The organism is Pedococcus cremeus (genome assembly GCF_900111375.1).
In the GTDB taxonomy this organism is placed as follows: Bacteria; Actinomycetota; Actinomycetes; order Actinomycetales; family Dermatophilaceae; genus Pedococcus_A; species Pedococcus_A cremeus.
Map to the genome: position 1 here is coordinate 288,977 of NZ_FOHB01000006.1, position 20,909 is coordinate 309,885.

At 69.6% G+C, this 20,909-nt stretch carries 14 protein-coding genes and 3 rRNA genes; all 17 read right to left on the minus strand.

From position 1 onward, the window contains the following. Window positions 1-2 precede the first annotated feature (2 nt). The 17 genes from BMW78_RS13820 to BMW78_RS13905 all read right to left on the minus strand — a co-directional run bounded on the left by BMW78_RS13820 (window position 3) and on the right by BMW78_RS13905 (window position 20,686). A complete protein-coding gene (locus tag BMW78_RS13820; protein WP_245735851.1) occupies window positions 3-650 on the minus strand; it encodes an NUDIX domain-containing protein in 648 nt (215 codons plus the stop codon). A 1-nt stretch (window position 651) separates the two neighbouring features. Further along, window positions 652-2,358 carry a CTP synthase gene (locus tag BMW78_RS13825; RefSeq protein WP_091760884.1) on the minus strand — a complete coding sequence of 569 codons (1,707 nt, stop codon included), beginning with the start codon at window positions 2,356-2,358 and terminating at the stop codon, window positions 652-654. 36 nt (window positions 2,359-2,394) lie between these two features. Further along, window positions 2,395-3,498 carry a glycosyltransferase gene (locus BMW78_RS13830; protein WP_091760887.1) on the minus strand — a complete coding sequence of 368 codons (1,104 nt, stop codon included), beginning with the start codon at window positions 3,496-3,498 and terminating at the stop codon, window positions 2,395-2,397. After that, a complete protein-coding gene (gene murJ, locus BMW78_RS13835) occupies window positions 3,498-5,150 on the minus strand; it encodes a murein biosynthesis integral membrane protein MurJ (RefSeq protein WP_091760890.1) in 1,653 nt (550 codons plus the stop codon). Before murJ ends, BMW78_RS13830 begins: the two co-directional genes overlap by 1 nt. Beyond that, entirely contained in the window at window positions 5,147-6,154 is a 1,008-nt protein-coding gene (locus BMW78_RS13840) for a hypothetical protein (RefSeq protein ID WP_091760893.1), read from the minus strand. The genes murJ and BMW78_RS13840 overlap by 4 nt, the downstream gene beginning before the upstream one ends. Window positions 6,155-6,159: 5 nt before the next feature. Further along, window positions 6,160-7,098, minus strand: a complete 939-nt coding sequence (locus BMW78_RS13845) for a copper transporter (RefSeq protein ID WP_177180393.1) — start codon at window positions 7,096-7,098, stop codon at window positions 6,160-6,162. After that, the gene (steA, locus tag BMW78_RS13850; RefSeq protein ID WP_218144355.1) at window positions 7,095-8,279 is read right to left on the minus strand and encodes a putative cytokinetic ring protein SteA; all 1,185 of its coding nucleotides are present in this window, start codon (window positions 8,277-8,279) and stop codon (window positions 7,095-7,097) included. The genes BMW78_RS13845 and steA overlap by 4 nt, the downstream gene beginning before the upstream one ends. A 121-nt stretch (window positions 8,280-8,400) precedes the next feature. Beyond that, window positions 8,401-10,164 (minus strand): DNA repair protein RecN, encoded by a 1,764-nt coding sequence (gene recN, locus BMW78_RS13855; RefSeq protein WP_091760900.1) that lies wholly within the window; start codon window positions 10,162-10,164, stop codon window positions 8,401-8,403. Between the two features lie 60 nt (window positions 10,165-10,224). Further along, window positions 10,225-11,148, minus strand: coding sequence for an NAD kinase (locus tag BMW78_RS13860; protein WP_091760904.1), 924 nt, complete (start codon window positions 11,146-11,148; stop codon window positions 10,225-10,227). Next, window positions 11,149-11,961 (minus strand): TlyA family RNA methyltransferase, encoded by an 813-nt coding sequence (locus BMW78_RS13865; RefSeq protein ID WP_091760907.1) that lies wholly within the window; start codon window positions 11,959-11,961, stop codon window positions 11,149-11,151. Then, window positions 11,958-12,245: a hypothetical protein gene (locus BMW78_RS13870; RefSeq protein ID WP_091760910.1), complete on the minus strand. Its 288-nt coding sequence runs from the start codon at window positions 12,243-12,245 to the stop codon at window positions 11,958-11,960. Before BMW78_RS13870 ends, BMW78_RS13865 begins: the two co-directional genes overlap by 4 nt. Next, the gene (locus tag BMW78_RS20855; RefSeq protein ID WP_091760913.1) at window positions 12,242-13,018 is read right to left on the minus strand and encodes a hypothetical protein; all 777 of its coding nucleotides are present in this window, start codon (window positions 13,016-13,018) and stop codon (window positions 12,242-12,244) included. Before BMW78_RS20855 ends, BMW78_RS13870 begins: the two co-directional genes overlap by 4 nt. Before the next feature lie 45 nt (window positions 13,019-13,063). After that, window positions 13,064-14,077: an HAD-IIA family hydrolase gene (locus BMW78_RS13880; RefSeq protein WP_091760917.1), complete on the minus strand. Its 1,014-nt coding sequence runs from the start codon at window positions 14,075-14,077 to the stop codon at window positions 13,064-13,066. A gap of 14 nt (window positions 14,078-14,091) precedes the next feature. Next, window positions 14,092-14,838, minus strand: a complete 747-nt coding sequence (locus BMW78_RS13885) for a tetratricopeptide repeat protein (protein WP_091760920.1) — start codon at window positions 14,836-14,838, stop codon at window positions 14,092-14,094. A 593-nt stretch (window positions 14,839-15,431) separates the two neighbouring features. Further along, a 5S ribosomal RNA gene (rrf, locus tag BMW78_RS13895) occupies window positions 15,432-15,548 on the minus strand. A 95-nt stretch (window positions 15,549-15,643) separates the two neighbouring features. Continuing rightward, a 23S ribosomal RNA gene (locus BMW78_RS13900) occupies window positions 15,644-18,766 on the minus strand. Between the two features lie 394 nt (window positions 18,767-19,160). After that, window positions 19,161-20,686: ribosomal RNA gene (locus tag BMW78_RS13905) — 16S ribosomal RNA — on the minus strand. Together the 16S, 23S and 5S rRNA genes form the textbook arrangement of a ribosomal RNA operon. Window positions 20,687-20,909 lie beyond the last annotated feature (223 nt).

A 20,909-nucleotide genomic window follows, 5' to 3' on the forward strand; every position in this document is an offset into this window, starting at 1 on the left:
GCTCAGCGGTGGGAGGGGTGCTCGGGCCACGGGGCGTCGTGGGGCCGCAACGTCCCCCACCCTCGCTCACGCGCAGCGTGGGCGGCGAGGATGCCGATGACGGCGCTCGGGTTGTGGACGCGGCCGGCGAGCACGGCGTCCTGGGCCTCGTCGAGGTCGACCCAGCGCACCGGCATACCCAGCTCCTCCCCCTCACGCTCGTGCCGGTCGTCCTCCGGCACGTGGCTCAGGCCACGGGCGAGGTAGACGCGCAGCGCCTCGTCCATGCCACCGGGTGAGCTGAAGTAGTCGACCAGCACGTGCCACTCGTCGGCGCGCAGGTCTGCCTCCTCGTGCAGCTCGCGTGCGGCCGCCACCCACGGGTCCTCGCCGTCGACGTCGAGCAACCCGGCCGGAACCTCCCACTCGAGCACCCGCACCGGATGACGGTACTGCTGCACCATCGCGACCCGGTCGCGGTCGTCGAGCGCGACCACCGAGACGGCCCCCGGGTGCCGCACGAACTCGCGCGTCACCTCGCCCGCGTCGCCGAGGTCGACGGTCTCGCGCACGACGTCCCAGATCATGCCGTGGTGGACCACCTCGGACGCCACCACGGGACGGCTCCCGAGCCGGTCGGCCAGCGGCTCCTGCCCCTCGGCGGCCGCCACGTCAGGCGGTGACGTCGGCGGTCTCGCGCGGGCGCTCGACGTCGAGCAGCCGCGACTCGCGCTGACGGTCCAGCGCCGCCTCGACCAGGCCGGCGAAGAGCGGGTGGGCCCGGTGCGGCCGCGACTTGAACTCCGGGTGCGCCTGCGTCGAGACGTAGTAGGGGTGCGTCTCGCGCGGGAGCTCGACGAACTCGACCAGGCCGAGGTCGGGGTGGGTGCCGCTGATCACGAGACCCGCCTTCTCGAGCTGCGCGCGGTACTCGTTGTTGACCTCGTAGCGGTGGCGGTGGCGCTCGTGGACGCTGGTGCTGCCGTAGGCCTGCGCGACGACCGATCCCTCGACGAGGGTGGCCGGCTGCGAGCCGAGCCGCATCGTGCCGCCGAGGTCGCCCGCGCCCTCGACGAAGGCCTTCTGCTCCTCCATCGTCGCGATCACCGGGGCCGGGGTCTGCGGGTCGAACTCGGTCGACGAGGCGCCCTCGATGCCGGCGACGTTGCGGGCGAACTCGATGACCATGCACTGCAGCCCCAGGCAGATGCCCAGCGTCGGCACCTGGCGCTCGCGGGCCCACTTCAGCGCGCCGAGCTTGCCCTCGATGCCGCGGACGCCGAAGCCGCCCGGCACCAGCACCGCGTCGACGCCGCCGAGCGCCTTCTGCGCGCCGGACTCGGTCTGGCAGTCGTCGCTGGCCACCCAGCGGATGTTGACCTTCGCGTCGTGGTGGAAGCCGCCGGCGCGCAGGGCCTCGGTCACCGACAGGTAGGCGTCGGGGAGGTCGATGTACTTGCCCACCAGGGCGATCTCGACGCTCTCCTCGGGGTGGTGCACCCGGCGCAGCAGCAGGTCCCAGTCGGTCCAGTCGACGTCGCGGAAGTTCAGCCCGAGGCGGCGGATGACGTAGGCGTCGAGGCCCTCGGCGTGCAGCACCTTGGGGATGTCGTAGATGCTCGGGGCGTCGACGCAGGCGGCGACCGCCTCGGCGTCGACGTCGCACATGAGCGAGATCTTGCGCTTGATGCCCTCGGGGATCTCACGGTCGGCCCGCAGCACGAGGCCGTCGGGCTGGATGCCGACCTGGCGCAGGGCGGCCACCGAGTGCTGGGTCGGCTTGGTCTTCAGCTCACCGCTCGGGGCGAGGTAGGGCACGAGCGAGACGTGCAGGAAGAAGACGTTGTCGCGGCCGACGTCGTGGCGCACCTGGCGGGCTGCCTCGAGGAAGGGCAGCGACTCGATGTCGCCGACCGTGCCACCGATCTCGGTGATGATGACGTCCGGCGCGGGCTCGGACTTCGGCGCGAGCGGGGAGCCCGCCGCCTCGGCCCGCATCCGCTCCTTGATCTCGTTGGTGATGTGCGGGATCACCTGGACGGTGTCGCCGAGGTACTCGCCGCGCCGCTCCTTGGCGATGACCTGGCTGTAGACCTGGCCCGTCGTGACGTTGGCCGTGCCGTGCAGGTTGCTGTCGAGGAAGCGCTCGTAGTGGCCGATGTCGAGGTCGGTCTCGGCCCCGTCCTCGGTCACGAAGACCTCGCCGTGCTGGAACGGGTTCATGGTGCCCGGATCGACGTTGAGGTACGGATCCAGCTTCTGCATCGTGACGCGCAGGCCGCGCGCGCGGAGGAGGCGTCCGAGGCTTGAGGCCGTCAGGCCCTTGCCGAGCGAAGAGGCGACGCCTCCGGTCACGAAGATGTGTTTCGTCTGCACCACGGGCTTTAACTCTACGTCATGACGGCGGGCGCGGCGTCACGGCGCACCGGCGGCAGGCCGGTCGACGAAGGTCACGTCGGCGTAGACGCCCAGCGCCGCGGCGACCGCGTCGGCCTCCGTGGGCAGCTCGCGAGCCCGTTGCCGCGACAGCTCCTGTCGCCGGGCGCGCTCCTCCGGGTCCGTGACGAGCAGCCGTATGCCGTCGGCGAGCGCCTGCGCGTCGCCGCCGGGAACGAGCACCGCGGCACCTCCCAGCACCGCGGCCGAGCCGCCGACGTCGGTGGCCACCACCGCGGCACCGGCATGGAGCGCCTCCTGCAGGTTGATCGGCTGCCCCTCCCACACCGCGCTGGAGACGACGAGGTCGGCGGCGGCGCACAGGGCGGGCACGTCGCCCCGGTGCCCGAGCAGCCGCACCGGCAGGTCCTCGCTGTCGATGCGCTGCTGCAGCTCCTCGCGCTGGGGGCCGTCGCCGGCCACGACGACGAGGAGCGGGAGGTCGCGCGCCCTCCCGATGGCGTCGAGCAGCAGGTGCAGCCCCTTCTGGGGCGCGAGCCTGGCCACCACGACCGCGAGCACCTGGCCGGGCGCCACGTCCAGCCCGGACCGGACGGCCGAGGCGTCGACGGCCTGCTGCGGTGGTGGCGGCCCCGGGATGACGGCAAGGCCCCCGACGCGGGCGCCGAGCTCGGCCATGCGCTCCACGAGGTCGGCCGAGACGCCGAGCACCAGCGTCGCCCGCCGGGCCACGACGCGTTCGAGCACGGCATACACACGGCCCGTCAGGCCGCCGCCGGGAGCCGCGTTGTGCAGGGTGACCACGATGGGCACCTGGGAGCCGGTGGCGGCCAGGCAGGACAGTGCCCCGGCCCGGAGCCCGTGGGCGTGCACGACGTCGGCGTGGCGCAGCAGGTCGCCGAGGGTCGACAGGGCGCGCAGGTCACGCAGCGGGTGGGGCCGGTCGGTCACGGCGAGGGCCACGTGACGGGCCCGGGTGCCGGTGAAGCCGAAGCGGTCCTCGACCTCCTGCGGGCACGCGACCACGACCGAGTGCCCCTGGGCCACGAGGCCCGAGGTGAGCCCGTGCACGTGCCGGCCCACTCCCCCGGCGCTGGTCCCGAGAACCAGCAGGACGCGCATCAGGCGGCCTGCCCGCGTCGACGGCGGCCGCGGGCCACAGCGGCCTTCATGGCCGGGCGGTCGGCCAGCGCCATCACGCCCAGGTAGAGCACGGCCGTCACCGCAGCGACCGTGACACCGGCGACGACGGCACCGAGCATGCCGTGGGGATCCCAGTAGAAGGCCACGAGGTCGCCGATGCCGGCAGCGACGGCGGCGGCAACCACGATCGCGCCGAGGGTGCGCGAGGCCCCCCGGGTCGCCTCCTCGCCCCAGGCCCGGCGCACCAGCAGCCCGAGCAGCAGGGCCGACAGCGTCATGCCCACCGATGACGCCGCGCCGAGGCTGCGCAGGGTACCTGCGGCGCCGGCGTCCTCCGGCAGGGTGAGCAGCGGCCAGAGTGCCGCCACCAGCCAGCCCGCCGCCACGGCCAGCGCCGCCAACGACGGCCTGCCGCGCACGTAGAGGGCCCGGGTGAGCAGGGCCGCCGCGCCGAAGCCGACCAGGCCTGGCGCATAGGCGACGAGGGTCTCGGGGATGGCGGCCAGCGCCGGGCCGCCTCCCGCGTCGGCGCCCCGGTCGAAGGCCTGGAAGAAGGTGCCGACCGGTCGCGCCACCGCCACGAGCACCGCTGCCGCGCCGCCGCAGAGCAGCAGGATCGCCTGGAGGGAGCGCGCCAGTGTGCCCTGCTCCCGGGTGCCGGCGCCCTCGCCGTGGGCGAGCGCCGGGAACGCCGACGTGGCGATCGGTACGGCCAGGACGGCATACGGCAGGAGGTAGACGGCCTGGACGTAGGCGTAGACGTTGACGGCGCCCTGCCCGGCCCGGTGGTTCGTCAGCCACATGGTGGCCACGACCGCCAGCTGCTGGGCCACGAGGGCGAGCACACCGGCACTGGCCAGGGTGGCCACCCGCCGCAGGGAGCCCTCGGGGAAGCGGAAGGTCGGCCGCAGCCGGGCACCGGCCCGCCACGCCGGCACGAACAGCGGCAGGCTCAGCACCGCCACGCCGAGGGTGGTGCCGCCGGCCAGGACCCACACGGCCTCGTCGGAGACGGCGTCGGCGGAGCTGCCCGCCTCGCTGAGCTGTCCGTAGGCGACGTACGCGGCGATGACCACGAGGCTCGAGAGCAGCGGAGCCAGGGCCGGGGCGAGGAAGCTGCGGCGCGCCTGCAGCACACCGGTGAGCACGATGCCGATGCCGTACAGCACCACCTGCGGGGCGAAGATGACGAGCATCCGGGTGGCGAGGTCGACGGACTCCTGCGAGTACTTCGCGCCGAGCATGAACTCGCTCAGGGCGGGGGCCGCCAGCGCCAGCAGGGCCGCGAGCGGCAGGAGCACCGCGACCGCCCAGGTCAGCAGGGCCGAGGAGGTCTGGTCGGCGTCCTCGTCGCGGCCGGCGCCGAGCTGCCCGGCGACCAGCGGTACGGCAGCGGCGGCCAGCACGCCGCCCGCGGCCACCTCGAAGATCGCGTTGGGGATGGTGTTGACCGTCTGGTAGATCGACCCGACTCCGGTGGTGCCCACGCTGTCGGAGAAGACGAGGGTGCGGGCGAAGCCGGCGATCCGGGCCAGGAGGGTGGCGACGGCGATGATGCCGGCGGCGCGGGCGATCGACGTGGTCACGCCTCGCGGTGCCGACCGGGCCGGCCGGGCGGGCTCGGCGCTCATCGGGCGGTGCGGGCGACGGACGGCCGTCCGAGCGCGTCGAGCTCGCGCAGGCCGGGAGTCGACTCGATGACCTTCGTGAAGCTGACCCGCTCGGACGCCAGCGTGAGGCCGGCGAGCACCGCGAGCGCGACCAGCCGGCCGCGACGTCCGCTGCGCTGGAGCAGGGCCGTGCCCAGCAGGGCACCCGCGCTGTTGGCGCCGGTGTCGCCGAGCATGGACTCCCCCGCGAGGTCGGGTCCGAGCAGCCCGGCTGCTGCGCCCACGGCTGCGCCGGCACTGGCCTCGCTGCGCGGGTCGGTGGCCAGCAGCACTCCTGCGATGAGGGAGGCCTTGAGCGCACGCCCAGGTCGCAGGTCGAGCAGGTTGAGCAGGTTGGCCGAGCCGGCGACCACGGCCCCACCCACGAGCGTGTCCAGCGCCGTCGGGACGGCGGTCCGGGACGTCACGCATGAGCCGGCGCGCGCGGCGCCGGCAGGGCCCCTGCGGGTGGCGGCGGCGAGGCCCCCGTGGGCCGCGGCGCGACGCGGGCGGTCGACCAGCGCGGCGGTGAGCAGGCCGGTCACCCCGAGGCCCAGCACCTTGACCGCGCCCGTGGTGACCTCACCGCGGGCCAGCGCGCCGAGGTGACCCTTCAGGCCCTTGCTGCCCGCGTCGCCGGCGAGGTCGTCCAGGGCACCGAGGGCGCCCGAGGCCACCGTGGCGACCAGCGGCGCGGCGGCACCAGGCCCTGCAGCGGCGCCGGCGACGACGGCACCGACGGCACCGGCGGCACCGGCGGTCGCGGCGGAGCCGGCGAGGGAGCCCGCCACCGCCGCCCCGGCCAGCACCCCGGCCGACGACCCGGCCACCCACGCGGGACCCTCCAGCAGCGTCACGGTGGCGCCGGCGTGGTTGGTCCGGTCCCAGGTCGTGGCCCCGGTCGGTGCGGCGGAGCGGAGCAGCCTCAGCCCTGCGGCGGAGGCAGCCCCGGCGACGAGCCCGGCGAGCACGGCGGTGCGGGTCACGGGCGCTACTTGGTGGCCAGGGCCGGGTAGGCGGCCGTCGCGTCGGACTCGAGCCCGTACTGCCCGGCGTTGCCGGCGAACTGCTCGAGCAGGCCGAACACCACGCTCGCCTGCCCCATCGGCAGGCTGCCGTCGTCGACGGTGGACAGCTCCTTGGCCTGGTCGTTGTCCTGGCGCGACGTGGTGACCACCGAGACCTGCGAACCGTCACCGGGGTCCACGGTCTGCCCCAGGAGCACCGCACCACTGCCGGCGCCGTCGAGCGCACCGGCGAGGGCGCTCAGCGCCTGGGCTTTCTGGGTCCGCTCGGCGGCGCTGCCGCCCGTCACGGGCCCCCCGATGACCACCGCGCCGGTTGCCATCTCGACGGTGTCGGGCGTGTACCTGATCAGGTCTGCGCCACGCAGGCCCTCGAGAGCCGTCTTGCTGCCGGAGCCGCTGCCGCCGGCCTTGGTCAGCAGGGCCCGGGCCAGCACCGCGTTGACGACGTCCCCGCCGTCACCGGTCGGTGCCTGCACCGCCGGTGCGAGCTGGTCCGCCAGGGCGGCGCGGGCGCTCTCCTTGTCGGGATCCACCCAGCTGTCGAGGACCGTGACCGTCGACCCGATCTTGGCGCCGGCGAGCGCGAGCGTGCTGGTCGTCGACTTCACCAGGTTGGCGTCCGCGCCCGGCAGCACGACGACGGTCAGCGTGACGCCCTGCAGCCGGCCGGCGAGCAGAGACTTGTTGCTCGCCTCGGTGAAGTCGTCGCGGGCCTGCGCCGCCTTGTTCGCGTCGTCGAGCTGCTGGCGCAGCTGGGTGCGGTCCGCGCGCAGCCGGGTCACCTCGGAGGTGAGCGTGTTGCCGATGTCCTCCTTCAGTGGGCCGGCACCGAGCACGATCCCCACGGCGAGGGCCAGGAAGATCGAGACGATGGAGACGAGGTGGTAGCGGAAGTCGATCACGTGAAGATTCCTACGATGAGGGACCAGAGGTCGTCCCAGCGGGCACCGATCACCTGGAGGAAGGCATGGCCTCCGGGGGTGGCCCACAGGGCGGCGAAGAGCGCGAACAGGCCGACGAGCAGCATGACGGCCAGGGACAGGTTGGAGATCCGCGAGCGGTAGAGCCGGCTGACGCCCTTGGCGTCGACGAGCTTGCCGCCGACCCGCAACCGGGTCAGGAAGGTGCTCGCCATGCCGGAGCGGCCCTTGTCGAGGAACTCGACCAAGGTGGCGTGCGAGCCCACCGCCACGATGAGCGAGGCGCCCTTGTCGTCGGCCAGCAGCATCGCGACGTCCTCGCTCGTGCCCGTCGCGGGGAACACGATCGGCTCCACGCCGAGGCTGCGGACCCGCTCCAGACCGGGGGCGTTGCCGTCGCGGTAGGCGTGCACGACGATCTCGGCGCCACCGCGCAGGGTGTCGTCCGACACCGAGTCCATGTCGCCGACGATCAGGTCGGGTTTCAGCCCCGCCTCGACCAGGGCGTCGGCCCCGCCGTCGACGCCGATGAGCACCGGGCGGTACTCGCGGATGTAGTGCTTGAGGGTCTGCAGGTCCTCCTTGTAGTGGTAGCCGCGCACGACCACCAGGGCGTGCCGGCCGTCCAGGTCGGTCCGGATGTCGGGCACACCGACGCCGTCGAGGAGCAGCTCGCGCTCGCGGCGGAGGTACTCCATGGTGTTGGCCGCGAACGCCTCGAGCTGCACCGCCAACCCGGCACGCGCCTCGGTCATGGCAGCCCGCACCTGGTCGAGGTCGAACGCGGTGCCCTTGGCGACGACCGCGCCCTCGACCCAGACCTCGCCGTCGTCCACCCGGACCTGCTGCCCCTCGTGGACGGCGCGCATGACGTCCTTGCCGACGTTGTCGACGAGGGGGATGCCGGCCTCGACGAGGATCTCCGGGCCGAGGTTGGGGTAGCGGCCCGAGATCGACGGAGCGGCGTTGACGACCGCGGCCGGGCGGCAGGCCAGCAGCGCCTCGGCGCTGACCTTGTCGATGTCCTGGTGGTCGATGAAGGCGATCTCACCGGGACGCAGCCGCTTGGTCAGGTTCTTGGTGCGCGCGTCGACACGAGCAGTGCCGCGGACACCGGGGCTCTCGGGTTCGCGGGCACGCTGACGGGGGATCTTCAAGGGCATCAGGCCCATCGTGCCATGGCGCCATGGGTATGCCGTACGCACACGCGGGCGCCCCATCTCCACGGGTGTGACGAAGGCCGCCTGAACCCCGTCAGGCGCGGGCTGGTCGGGCGCGGGCCGGTCAGGCGCGGGCGGTGGCCTCGCGCCGCTCCCCCGCCTGGGCGAGCAGCTCGCGGGCGTGCTCGAGCGCGCTGTCGCTGTCGACGCCGGCCATCATCCGGGCCAGCTCGCGCAGCCGCTCGTCGTCGTCGACCCGGACCACCCCGCTGGAGGTGACGTGGCCGTCGCTGCTCTTGGTGACGACGAGGTGCCGGTCGGCGAAGGCGGCGACCTGCGCGAGGTGGGTGACGACGATCACCTGGGCGTGCTGGGCGAGGGCGGCCAGCCGGGCGCCGATGTCGAGGGCGGCCCGGCCACCGACGCCGGCGTCGACCTCGTCGAAGACGAAGGTGGGCACCTCGCCGGATCCGCGGGCACCGGTCACCACCTCCAGGGCCAGCATGACGCGGGACAGCTCACCGCCCGAGGCCGCCTTGGCCACCGACCGCGCCGGGGCGCCCGGGTTGGCGGCCAGCATGATCTCCACGTCGTCGACGCCGTGCCGGCCGAACCGCACCGGCTCCTTCCTGCCAGGGACGACCAGGCCCTCCTCGGCGGCACGGTCGGTCACGGCCACCTCGACGACCGCCTTCCCCATCGCCAGGTGGGCCAGCTCGCCGGTCACGGCGGTCGCCAGGCCCGTGGCGGCCTCGCGGCGGGCCAGCGTCAGCGCGGCCGCGGCCTCCCCCAGCTCGGCCCGCACCGTCTGGAGCCGGGCACCCAGCTCGGCGAGGGAGTCCTCGGCGTTCAGCAGGACGTCGAGCCTGGCGGCGGCCGACCGCCCCCACTCGAGCACCTCGTCGACGCTGTCGCCGTACTTGCGCATCAGGCCCGACAGGTCGGCCCGCCGCTGCTGCACCCAGGCGAGCCGGGCCGGGTCGAGCTCGATGTCGGTGACGTAGCTGCTGAGATCGGCGCCGAGGTCGGCGGCGAGGTAGCCGAGCTCGGCGAGCCGGCGGTCGAGCTCTCGCAGCGCGGGGTCGTGCTCCAACAGGCCACTGACGGCCGACCGCGCGTCCGCGATGGCACCGATCACGCTGGGAGCCGGCTCCGCGGCATACTCCTCCTCCGCGCCGGCCAGCAGCGCCCGGGCGGTCTCGGCACCGGTGCGCAGCCCCTCGGCGTGGCTGAGGCGCTCGTCCTCCACCCGCAGCTCGCCGTCCTCCCCCGGCTGGGGGTCGAGCGCCTCGATCTGCTCGAGGCCGACCTGCAGGATCTCGACCTCGCGGGCCCGGTCGCGGGCGGCCTCGGTCAGCTCGGCGAGCTCGCGGCGCACCCGGTCGTGCTCGTCGAAGAGCTCCTGGTAGCGGGACAGGGCGGCCGCCACCGGCTCGCCGGCGTACTGGTCGAGCAGCGCCCGGTGCTGGTCGGACTGGCGCAGCCGCCACTGGTCGGCCTGGCCGTGCACGGCGACCAGGTGCTCCCCGATCTCGGCGAGCACCCCCACCGGCGCGGTGCGCCCACCGACGTGGGCCCGCGACCGCCCCTCGGCCGAGAGGGTGCGCAGCAGCACGAGGCCGTCATCGGTGTCGGCGCCCGCCTCGGCGGCGCGCACCGCGGCCGGGTGGTCGGCAGGCAGGTCGACCAGGCCCTCGACGGCGGCGCTGCGGGCTCCGGCACGCACCAGGCCGGCGTCCGCGCGGGCCCCGAGCAGCAGGCCGAGCCCGGAGACCACCATGGTCTTGCCGGCGCCGGTCTCACCGCTGACGACGTTCAGCCCCGGGTGCAGCTCCAGCACGGCGTCGTCGATGACACCGAGGTTCTGGATGCGGATCTCCTGAAGCACGGGGCAAGACTGGCACACGGCCCCGACGAGGCGGCCGACGACACCACAGGAAACGACCGGCTACGACCCCGCCGCCGCGCGGGCGGCACCGCGCCACCCGTGGATGGAGAGGGCGAACTTGGCCACCAGACGGTCGGTGAACGGGGAGGAGGTGAGCCGGGCCAGGCGCACGGGGGTGCGCGACCGCACCACCTCCACGCGCGCACCGGGCGGGAGCTCGACGGCACGCCGGCCGTCGCACCACAGCACACCGGTGCCCTGCGTGGCCGGGACGACCTCGAGCGCCAGGTGGCTGTTGGGGCCGACCACCATCGGCCGGGAGAAGAGGGCGTGGGCGCTGATCGGCACGAGCAGCATCGCCTCGACGTCGGGCCACACCACGGGGCCACCGGCCGAGAACGCGTAGGCCGTCGAACCGGTCGGCGTGGCCATGACGACGCCGTCGCAGCCCCACGTGGACAGCGGTCGGCCGTCGATCTCGACGGTCAGCTCGATCATGCGCTCGCGCGAGGCCTTCTCCACCGTGGCCTCGTTGAGGGCCCAGCTGGAGTAGACGAGGTCGCCGTCGTGGCGCACGGTGACCTCGAGGGTCATCCGCTCCTCGACGGCGTAGTCGCGCGAGACGATGCGCTCGACGGTGGCGTCGAGGTCCTCGCGCTCGGACTCGGCGAGGAAGCCGACGTGCCCCAGGTTGACGCCCAGCAGCGGGGCGCCGGTGCCCCGGGCCAGCTCGGCGCCGCGCAGGATGGTGCCGTCGCCACCGAGGACGCACACCAGCTCACAGCCCTCGGCCGCGCGCTCGGGGTCGGCCAGGGTGACGTTCGGGCTGCCCGCCAGGTCGACGGCGGCGGCCTCGTCCTGGAGCACGACCACCTCCATGCCGGCGTGGTGCAGCCGCTCGACCACACCTGCGGCGAGGTCGTGCGCCTCCTTCCGCCGCGGGTGTGCGACGAGGAGGATGCGGCGTCGCTCCGCTGCGCTCACTCAGACTCCCTTCAGGGTGACCCGGTCGGCCGTGCTCACCAGAGCCTCCCATTCCATCGACTCCCCTGCACGGGGGGTCAGCCACAGCAGGTACTCGGCGTTGCCCTCCCCGCCCTGGATGGGGCTGGGAGCCAGGGCCCGCGGGTGCAGGCCGGCGGCCACGGCGGAGTGGGCCACCTCGGTGATGGCCCAGGCCCGGTCGCCCTGGTCGCGCACGATGCCGCCCTTGCCGAGTCGCGCCCGCCCGACCTCGAACTGCGGCTTGACGAGCACCACTGCGTCGCCGTCGTCACGGACCAGGGCCCGGAACGTCTCGAGCACCAGCGTCAGGGAGATGAAGCTGAGGTCGGCGACCAGCAGGTCGACCGGTCCCCCGATCGCCTCGGGCAGCAGGCCCCGCACGGTGGTCTGCGACCGCTCGGTGACCCGCGGGTCCGCGGCCACGACGGCGGCGAGCTGGTCACGGCCGACGTCGAGAGCGACCACGTGCGCCGCACCGTGGTGCAGCAGCACCTGGGTGAAGCCGCCGGTCGACGCGCCCACGTCGAGGCATCGTCGTCCCTGCACCGTCAGCCCGAGCGGCGCGAACACCTCCAGGGCACCCACCAGCTTGTATGCCGCGCGGCTCACCCAGGTGGGGCCGGCGTCCCGCACGGCCACCTCGTCGGTGGCGGTGACGGGCGCCGAGGGCTTGGAGGCCCGGCGGCCGCGGACGTCGACGAGTCCTGCGTCCACCAGCTCCCGGGCGTGGCCACGTGAGCGCGCCAGCCCGCGGCGCACCAGCTCGGCGTCGAGCCGGCTGCTGTCGCTCACTGCCCTCCGAGGTCGGACAGCCGCGACTGCAGGGTGCGGTGCACCCGCCCACCGGCCTCGACCTGGGCGTCCAGGTCGTCGGGTGCAGCCCCCTCGAGCTCGGCCAGCGCGGCGTCGATCTGCAGGTCGCCGGTAGGTCCGTCGCTCGTGGGCGCATCGCTGGTGGGCACTCCCGGCGGCGCCGGTCGCGGGCCGGGCACCGGCTGGTTCCGGTCGGGCTGCTCAGGCTGCTCGGGCTGGTTCTGCTCCGACTGGTTGTGCTCGGACTGGTTCTGCTCGGTCATCCGTTGCCGTTCCCTGTCGAGGTCGACTGCGTCGCGGTGGACTTCTTGGCGGTGGCCTTGCTGGCGGTGGACTTCTTCGCGGCCGACCTCTTCGCCGTGCTCTTCGAGGCGGATGCCTTCGTGGCCGAGGCCTTCCGTGCCGACGTCTTCTTGGCGGTCGACGACGTGGCGGCCTTCGTTGCCGTCGCCTTCTTGGCCGTCGCCTTCTTTGCGGTGGACTTCTTGGCCGCTGCCTTCTTGGCCGTCGTCTTCCGCGCGGCGGTCTTGCGAGCCGTGGCCTTCTTGGCGGTCGCCCGGGCTGCCTGCGGCTGCCTTTCCTCGACGGCCTCCCTCACGGTCTCGCGCACCGCCGGCGTCAGCGCAGCGCCTGCTGCCGTGACTGCCTCCTCGGCGGGCCGCACACCGGGCAGGGCACGGCCCAGCGGGCTGCGCGACGCCTCGGCCAGCAGCGTGTCGCGCAGGTCCTCGACCTCGCGGGTCAGCGCGGCCAGGGCCGTCCGTGCGCGGTCGAAGTCGGCGAGCTGCACGACGTCGGCGCGCCCGAGCGCCGACTCGACCTCGCTGCGGATCAGCGCCACCAGGCTCTCGCGGTTGGCGCGGGCGGCCTCGAGCAGCTGGTCGGCGATCTCGCTGACCTGCAGGGCCCGCTTCGAGACCTCACCTGCTGCGGGCAGCGACAGCAGCCCCTGGGCGGCCTCGGTGGCCCGCGCCCTCGTCAGCTCACCCAGACCGGACGCCAGCTGCACGTATCCCCGAACGAACTCGAACGCCATGTCTCCTCCTTCGGCGACCCGGTGTCGCCCCCGTCTGCGGTCACGCTAGTGCCAGTCGTCGACTTCCGACACCAAGGACCGGGCCCGCTGCTCGTCGACGTCCCCCGCGTCGAGGGCCTCGTGCACCGCCGCCATCGCGGCGCGCAGGCGCTCGATGGGTGAGGCGTCCGCGCCGTCGACCTTCCAGGCCCCGTCGACCAATCGGCGGCGGTGCCCGTTGCACTCCCACCACCCGTCCGAGTCGCGCTCCGCTGGCCGGTATGCCGTGTGCAGGGCCCGCAGGTCCTCGGCCAGGTAGGTGGGCCGCAGGGCAACGGGCGCCGCCGCGAGGGAGACGGCCGAGTCGACCCCGGTCAGCACCAGCAGCGAGTCCATGCCGGTGGCCACGGCCCCGGCGATGTCGGTGTCGAGGCGGTCACCCACCGCGAGCAGCTCCGACGGCGCATGGTGCACACGGTCGGCGCACAGGAGGTACAGCGGGGCGTGCGGCTTCCCGACCACGACGGGGGGCTGGCCCACAGCAGCCTCGACGGCCGCGACGAGCGTTCCGTTGCCGGGCGCCGTGCCGCGGTCGGTCGGCAGCGTGAGGTCGGTGTTCGTGGCCACCCAGACGGCGCCACCGTGCACCGCGTACGCCGCCTCGGCGAGGTCGGCAGCCGACAGGTCGGGCCCGTAGCCCTGGAGCACCGCGGTGTACCGGGCCTGCGGGTCGCGGGCCTCTCGGACGGGCACGGCGCGCAGGCCGCGCTCCTCCAACGCCCGCACGACGCCCTCGCCGCCCACGGCGAGCACCGCGGAGCCGGGCGCGAGCTGTCCGGCCAGCTGGTGGGCGCCGGCCTGTGCGCTGGTCACGATGTCGGCAGCACCAACCTCCAGCCCCAGCTCGACGAGGTGGTCGGCCACTGCCTCAGGCGTGCGGGAGGCGTTGTTGGTGGCGTAGAGCACCGGCAGCGGGCAGCCCTGCAGCGCCTCGACGGCGTGGTCCACCGCGGTCGGTCCGCGGTAGACCACGCCGTCGAGGTCGCAGACCACCGCCTGGTAGGCGTCGAGCAGCGTCATCGGCAACGGTGTTCTCAGGCGCGGCGGCTGGGGCCGGCGGCCTCGTCATCCACGTCGTCGGCACCGTCGATCTGGTCGTCCTCGTCGTCGTTCTCGTCCTCGAGGAGGTCGACCATCACCACGCCGTCGAGCTCGGCGAGCCTGTCGGCAGCATCGGTCTCGCCCTCGTCGTCAGCATCGGCGGCACGCGAGAACCAGTCCCGTGCCCCGGACTCGTCCCCGGTCGCCAGGAGCGCGTCGGCGTAGGCGTACGACAGGCGAGCCGTCCACGGCTTCCGCGCCGACGACTTCAGCTGCGGGATCTGCAGGGCGAGCACCGCCGCCTGTGGCTGCCCGAGGTCGCGGCGGATGCCCGAGATGACGATGGCCAGCTCGACGCGCTCCTCCACGGTGAGCGTGCGCGCCTCGGGCGAGGTCGCCAGCTCCAGGGCCCGCTCCGGCCGCCCGAGCCCACGCTCGCAGTCGACCATGAGCGGCAGCATGTGCGACGACCCGCTCAGCCGTCGGGCCGTGCGGAACTCGCTCAGCGCCCGCGCCCACTCGCCCTTGCGGTAGGCCACCAGGCCCAGGGCCTCACGCGCCGCCGGCACGCGACCAGCGCGGCGCACCGCCGTCTCGGCGTGGGCCTCGGCACCCACCAGGTCCTCGGCCTCGAGGAGGGCGGCGACCATCACGAGGTGCTGGGCGACGCCTTCGGCGTTCTCCTTGCTCAGGGTCCGCAGCTGCTGGTGCACCGAGCGGTCGAGCTCCTTGCCGGTCACCCCCTCGGCGATGCGGGGGTCCGGAAGGCGGGGTGACTTCGGCGCGAGCCGGCTGCCGCCCCGTCGCTCGCTGTTGTCGAAGGTCCCTGCCGGTCTGGCGTCGCGCTCACCGCCGGGGCCGCCACGGCCCGCTCCACCTCGCCGGTCGCCGGACGCTCCGCCGCGACGGTCACCCGCGGCTCCGCTGTCGCGACGGTCGCTGGAACCTGGGCGGCCACCACGACCACCCTCTGGGCCACGGCCGCCACCCTCACTGCGGCCGGCGCCCTGGCGGGGGCCGCCGCGTCCGGGCTCGCGCCGGTCACCGTCGCGACCGCGTGCGCCTCCCTGGCCACCTGACCCGCCACGGCCACCTTGTCCTCGGTCGCTGCCGGACGGGCGGTCCCCGCGGCGCCCCTGCGCGTCGTCTCGTCGGCCGGGCCTGTTCTCGGACACGAAGTCTCCTCGTGGTGCGGGGTGGATCGGAGTGCAGTCTATGCCGTGGCCACCGTGCCTCCGCGCGGCCAACAGGCTCAGCGGACACACGACAACAAAAGACAAGACAAAGAGAAAAGGGGGCTCTGCATCAGCAGAGCCCCCTTTTCGGAAAGTATGTTCGGCTGCGTCCTACTCTCCCACACCGTCACCAGTGCAGTACCATCGGCGCTGAAGGGCTTAGCTTCCGGGTTCGGAATGGGACCGGGCGTTTCCCCTTCGCTATGACAGCCGAAACTCTATGGAGATGTCAATCAGGTGTTCCCGACCGTTTCTCGGGAACCGCACAGTGGACGCGAAGCAATCTTCTCTGCCTTTTCAGCAGAAGTGTGTAGTCAAGTTGTCGGCCTATTAGTACCAGTCAGCTGCATGCATTGCTGCACTTCCACATCTGGCCTATCAACCCAGTAGTCTAGCTGGGAGCCTCTCGGGGCAAGCCCCGTGGAAACCTCATCTTGAAGCGTGCTTCCCGCTTAGATGCTTTCAGCGGTTATCACTTCCGAACGTAGCTAATCAGCGGTGCCCTTGGCAGGACAACTGACACACCAGAGGTTCGTCCATCCCGGTCCTCTCGTACTAGGGATAGCCCTTCTCAAGTTTCCTACGCGCACAGCGGATAGGGACCGAACTGTCTCACGACGTTCTAAACCCAGCTCGCGTACCGCTTTAATGGGCGAACAGCCCAACCCTTGGGACCTACTCCAGCCCCAGGATGCGACGAGCCGACATCGAGGTGCCAAACCATGCCGTCGATATGGACTCTTGGGCAAGATCAGCCTGTTATCCCCGGGGTACCTTTTATCCGTTGAGCGACGGCGCTTCCACAAGCCACCGCCGGATCACTAGTCCCGACTTTCGTCCCTGCTCGACATGCCTGTCTCACAGTCAAGCTCCCTTGTGCACTTACACTCAAAACCTGATTGCCAACCAGGCTGAGGGAACCTTTGGGCGCCTCCGTTACCTTTTAGGAGGCAACCGCCCCAGTTAAACTACCCACCAGGCACTGTCCCTGATCCGGATCACGGACCGAGGTTAGATATCCAGAACGACCAGAGTGGTATTTCAACGTTGACTCCACACACACTGGCGTGCATGCTTCACAGTCTCCCACCTATCCTACACAAGCCGTACCGAACACCAATACCAAGCTGTAGTAAAGGTCCCGGGGTCTTTCCGTCCTGCTGCGCGTAACGAGCATCTTTACTCGTAGTGCAATTTCGCCGAGTTCGTGGTTGAGACAGTGGAGAAGTCGTTACGCCATTCGTGCAGGTCGGAACTTACCCGACAAGGAATTTCGCTACCTTAGGATGGTTATAGTTACCACCGCCGTTTACTGGGGCTTAAATTCTCAGCTTCGCTCCGAAGAGCTAACCGGTCCTCTTAACCTTCCAGCACCGGGCAGGCGTCAGTCCGTATACATCGTCTTGCGACTTCGCACGGACCTGTGTTTTTAGTAAACAGTCGCTTCTCCCTGGTCTCTGCGGCCCTTCACCCTAGGAGGCAAGCTCCTTCAGGGTCCGGGCCCCCCTTCTCCCGAAGTTACGGGGGCATTTTGCCGAGTTCCTTAACCACGATTCACTCGATCGCCTTGGTATTCTCTACCTAACCACCTGAGTCGGTTTGGGGTACGGGCGGCTCGAACCTCGCTAGAAGATTTTCTTGGCAGCATAGGATCACCCTGCTTCCCGCATACGCGGTCACTATCAGGTCTCAGGATATGTGCGACACGGATTTGCCTATGTCGCTCCCTACACCCTTGGACGTGGACTACCATCGCCACGCGGAGGCTACCTTCCTGCGTCTCTCCATCGCTTGACTACTACTAGATCGGGTCGCGCGCTCCACCACCAGTCCTTCCCCGAAGGGTCGGTGCCGGCGGCTTCGGGCGCTTAGCATCACTAGGTTCATCATGGGCGGTTCTTCGCCGGTTCCGGAATATCAACCGGATGTCCATCGACTACGCCTGTCGGCCTCGCCTTAGGTCCCGACTTACCCAGGGCAGATTAGCTTGACCCTGGAACCCTTGGTTATTCGGCGGACGGGTTTCTCGCCCGTCATTCGCTACTCATGCCTGCATTCTCACTCGTGTGGCCTCCACGGCTGGATCACTCCGCCGCTTCCCTGGCCACACGACGCTCCCCTACCCATCAACACGCCTGGACACCGAACCCGCAGGTGTCGGTGCCGAGCAAATATGTCAATGCCACAGCTTCGGTGGTGTGCTTGAGCCCCGCTACATTGTCGGCGCGGAATCACTTGACCAGTGAGCTATTACGCACTCTTTAAAGGGTGGCTGCTTCTAAGCCAACCTCCTGGTTGTCAATGCAACTCCACATCCTTTCCCACTTAGCACACGCTTAGGGACCTTAGCTGGTGGTCTGGGCTGTTTCCCTCTCGACTACGGAGCTTATCCCCCGCAGTCTCACTGCCACGCTCTCACTTACCGGCATTCGGAGTTTGGCTAACGTCAGTAACCTGGTGAGGCCCATTAGCTATCCAGTAGCTCTACCTCCGGTAAGAAACACGTGACGCTGCACCTAAATGCATTTCGGGGAGAACCAGCTATCACGGAGTTTGATTGGCCTTTCACCCCTACCCACAGCTCATCCCCTCAGTTTTCAACCTAAGTGGGTTCGGTCCTCCACGACGTCTTACCGTCGCTTCAACCTGGCCATGGGTAGATCACTCCGCTTCGGGTCTAGACCCCGCGACTAAAACGCCCTATTCGGACTCGCTTTCGCTACGGCTTCCCCACACGGGTTAACCTCGCCACGGAGCACTAACTCGCAGGCTCATTCTTCAAAAGGCACGCCGTCACCCCACAAGGAGGCTCCGACGGATTGTAGGCACACGGTTTCAGGATCTATTTCACTCCCCTCCCGGGGTACTTTTCACCTTTCCCTCACGGTACTTGTCCGCTATCGGTCACCAGGGAATATTTAGGCTTAGCGGGTGGTCCCGCCAGATTCACACGGGATTTCTCGGGCCCCGTGCTACTTGGGATGGGTCTTGGGAGTGCGTCGCGATTTCGTCTACGGGGGTAGCACCCTCTGTGCCGGGCCTTTCAATGCCCTTCGACTATCACACGCATTTGTAACTCCCTGCCAGCGTGTCAGCGCTGACCAAGACGTCCCACAACCCCGTACCTGCAACCCCTGACAGGTATCACACAGATACGGTTTGGCCTGATCCGCTTTCGCTCGCCACTACTCACGGAATCGCGGTTGCTTTCTCTTCCTGTGGGTACTGAGATGTTTCACTTCCCCACGTTCCCTCCCATCGCCCTATGTGTTCAGACGAGGGTGACTGGACTTGCCTCCAGCCGGGTTTCCCCATTCGGGCATCCTCGGATCACAGTCTGGTTATCGACTCCCCGAGGCTTATCGCAGATTCCTACGCCCTTCATCGGTTCCTGGTGCCAAGGCATCCACCGTGTGCCCTTAAAAACTTGAGCCACAAAGATGCTCGCGTCCACTGTGCAGTTCTCAAAAAACGGGCGGCCCCCCACACAACCGGCGCCTACCACACCAACCCCTCTTCACCCATCAAGGTGACCAGGAGCTGACCGTGTGGCGGTTCGACCGCAGTGAGGGTCCGATAAGCCGTCCAAGACGACCCGAAGGAGGCTTTCGCCCGAGCCTTCAGGACCCAACAACGTGCCAGGCGCCTCCCCCACCCCCCACCGCGTTCCACTGCCCTGCCCCCATCAACGACGGAGGAAGAGCTTGTACTTGCGACACGAGACGGTGTCAGCGCCAACTAATCGATGTTCCACCCTTGAGCACCCGCTGCCCCACACTCGGGGACAGACCGGGCTCTGGATCGCTTGCGCGACCAGTGCTCCTTAGAAAGGAGGTGATCCAGCCGCACCTTCCGGTACGGCTACCTTGTTACGACTTAGTCCCAATCGCCAGTCCCACCTTCGACAGCTCCCTCCCACAAGGGGTTGGGCCACCGGCTTCGGGTGTTACCGACTTTCGTGACTTGACGGGCGGTGTGTACAAGGCCCGGGAACGTATTCACCGCAGCGTTGCTGATCTGCGATTACTAGCGACTCCGACTTCATGGGGTCGAGTTGCAGACCCCAATCCGAACTGAGACCGGTTTTTTGGGATTCGCTCCACCTCACGGTTTCGCAGCCCTTTGTACCGGCCATTGTAGCATGCGTGAAGCCCAAGACATAAGGGGCATGATGATTTGACGTCATCCCCACCTTCCTCCGAGTTGACCCCGGCAGTCTCCTATGAGTCCCCACCATCACGTGCTGGCAACATAGAACGAGGGTTGCGCTCGTTGCGGGACTTAACCCAACATCTCACGACACGAGCTGACGACAACCATGCACCACCTGTATGCGAGTGTCCAAAGAGTTCTGCATCTCTGCAGCGTTCTCGCATATGTCAAGCCTTGGTAAGGTTCTTCGCGTTGCATCGAATTAATCCGCATGCTCCGCCGCTTGTGCGGGCCCCCGTCAATTCCTTTGAGTTTTAGCCTTGCGGCCGTACTCCCCAGGCGGGGAACTTAATGCGTTAGCTGCGGCACGGATCTCGTGGAATGAGACCCACACCTAGTTCCCAACGTTTACGGCATGGACTACCAGGGTATCTAATCCTGTTCGCTCCCCATGCTTTCGCTTCTCAGCGTCAGTAGTGGCCCAGAGACCTGCCTTCGCCATCGGTGTTCCTCCTGATATCTGCGCATTTCACCGCTACACCAGGAATTCCAGTCTCCCCTACCACACTCTAGCCTGCCCGTACCCACTGCAAGTCCGAGGTTGAGCCTCGGATTTTCACAGCAGACGCGACAAGCCGCCTACAAGCTCTTTACGCCCAATAATTCCGGACAACGCTCGCACCCTACGTATTACCGCGGCTGCTGGCACGTAGTTAGCCGGTGCTTCTTCTGCAGGTACCGTCACTTGCGCTTCTTCCCTGCTGAAAGAGGTTTACAACCCGAAGGCCGTCATCCCTCACGCGGCGTCGCTGCATCAGGCTTTCGCCCATTGTGCAATATTCCCCACTGCTGCCTCCCGTAGGAGTCTGGGCCGTGTCTCAGTCCCAGTGTGGCCGGTCGCCCTCTCAGGCCGGCTACCCGTCGTCGCCTTGGTGAGCCATTACCTCACCAACAAGCTGATAGGCCGCGAGTCCATCCCAGACCGAAAGACTTTCCACACCATACCCATGCGGATTGGTGTCATATCCGGTATTAGCTCCGGTTTCCCGGGGTTATTCCAGAGTCAGGGGCAGGTTACTCACGTGTTACTCACCCGTTCGCCACTGATCACCAGGAGCAAGCTCCTGGATCACCGTTCGACTTGCATGTGTTAAGCACGCCGCCAGCGTTCGTCCTGAGCCAGGATCAAACTCTCCATTGATGTTTAGCTCGTGACCCGAAGACCACGAAACTGCTACCCAAGAAGGGTTGTTTCACTGACTGAGCAAGAACAACTAGCCATTGCTAGAAATTCATTGTCAACCAAAGGATTTTCGTTCGACATGACCGCATCCCCAGACCTTTAGCCCGGTTCGCCGCCACCTCGAGACGAGGTAATTGGCATCGATTTTTGACACGCTGTTGAGTTCTCAAGGTTCGGACGC

Excerpts from the sequence above, each read along its gene's own strand:
- BMW78_RS13830 (WP_091760887.1), bottom strand. The coding sequence starts at position 3,498 with ATGCGCGTCCTGCTGGTTCTCGGGACCAGCGCCGGGGGAGTGGGCCGG.
- murJ (WP_091760890.1), bottom strand. The coding sequence starts at position 5,150 with ATGAGCGCCGAGCCCGCCCGGCCGGCCCGGTCGGCACCGCGAGGCGTG.
- steA (WP_218144355.1), bottom strand. The coding sequence starts at position 8,279 with ATGCCCTTGAAGATCCCCCGTCAGCGTGCCCGCGAACCCGAGAGCCCC.
- BMW78_RS13870 (WP_091760910.1), bottom strand. The coding sequence starts at position 12,245 with ATGACCGAGCAGAACCAGTCCGAGCACAACCAGTCGGAGCAGAACCAG.
- BMW78_RS20855 (WP_091760913.1), bottom strand. The coding sequence starts at position 13,018 with ATGGCGTTCGAGTTCGTTCGGGGATACGTGCAGCTGGCGTCCGGTCTG.
- BMW78_RS13880 (WP_091760917.1), bottom strand. The coding sequence starts at position 14,077 with ATGACGCTGCTCGACGCCTACCAGGCGGTGGTCTGCGACCTCGACGGC.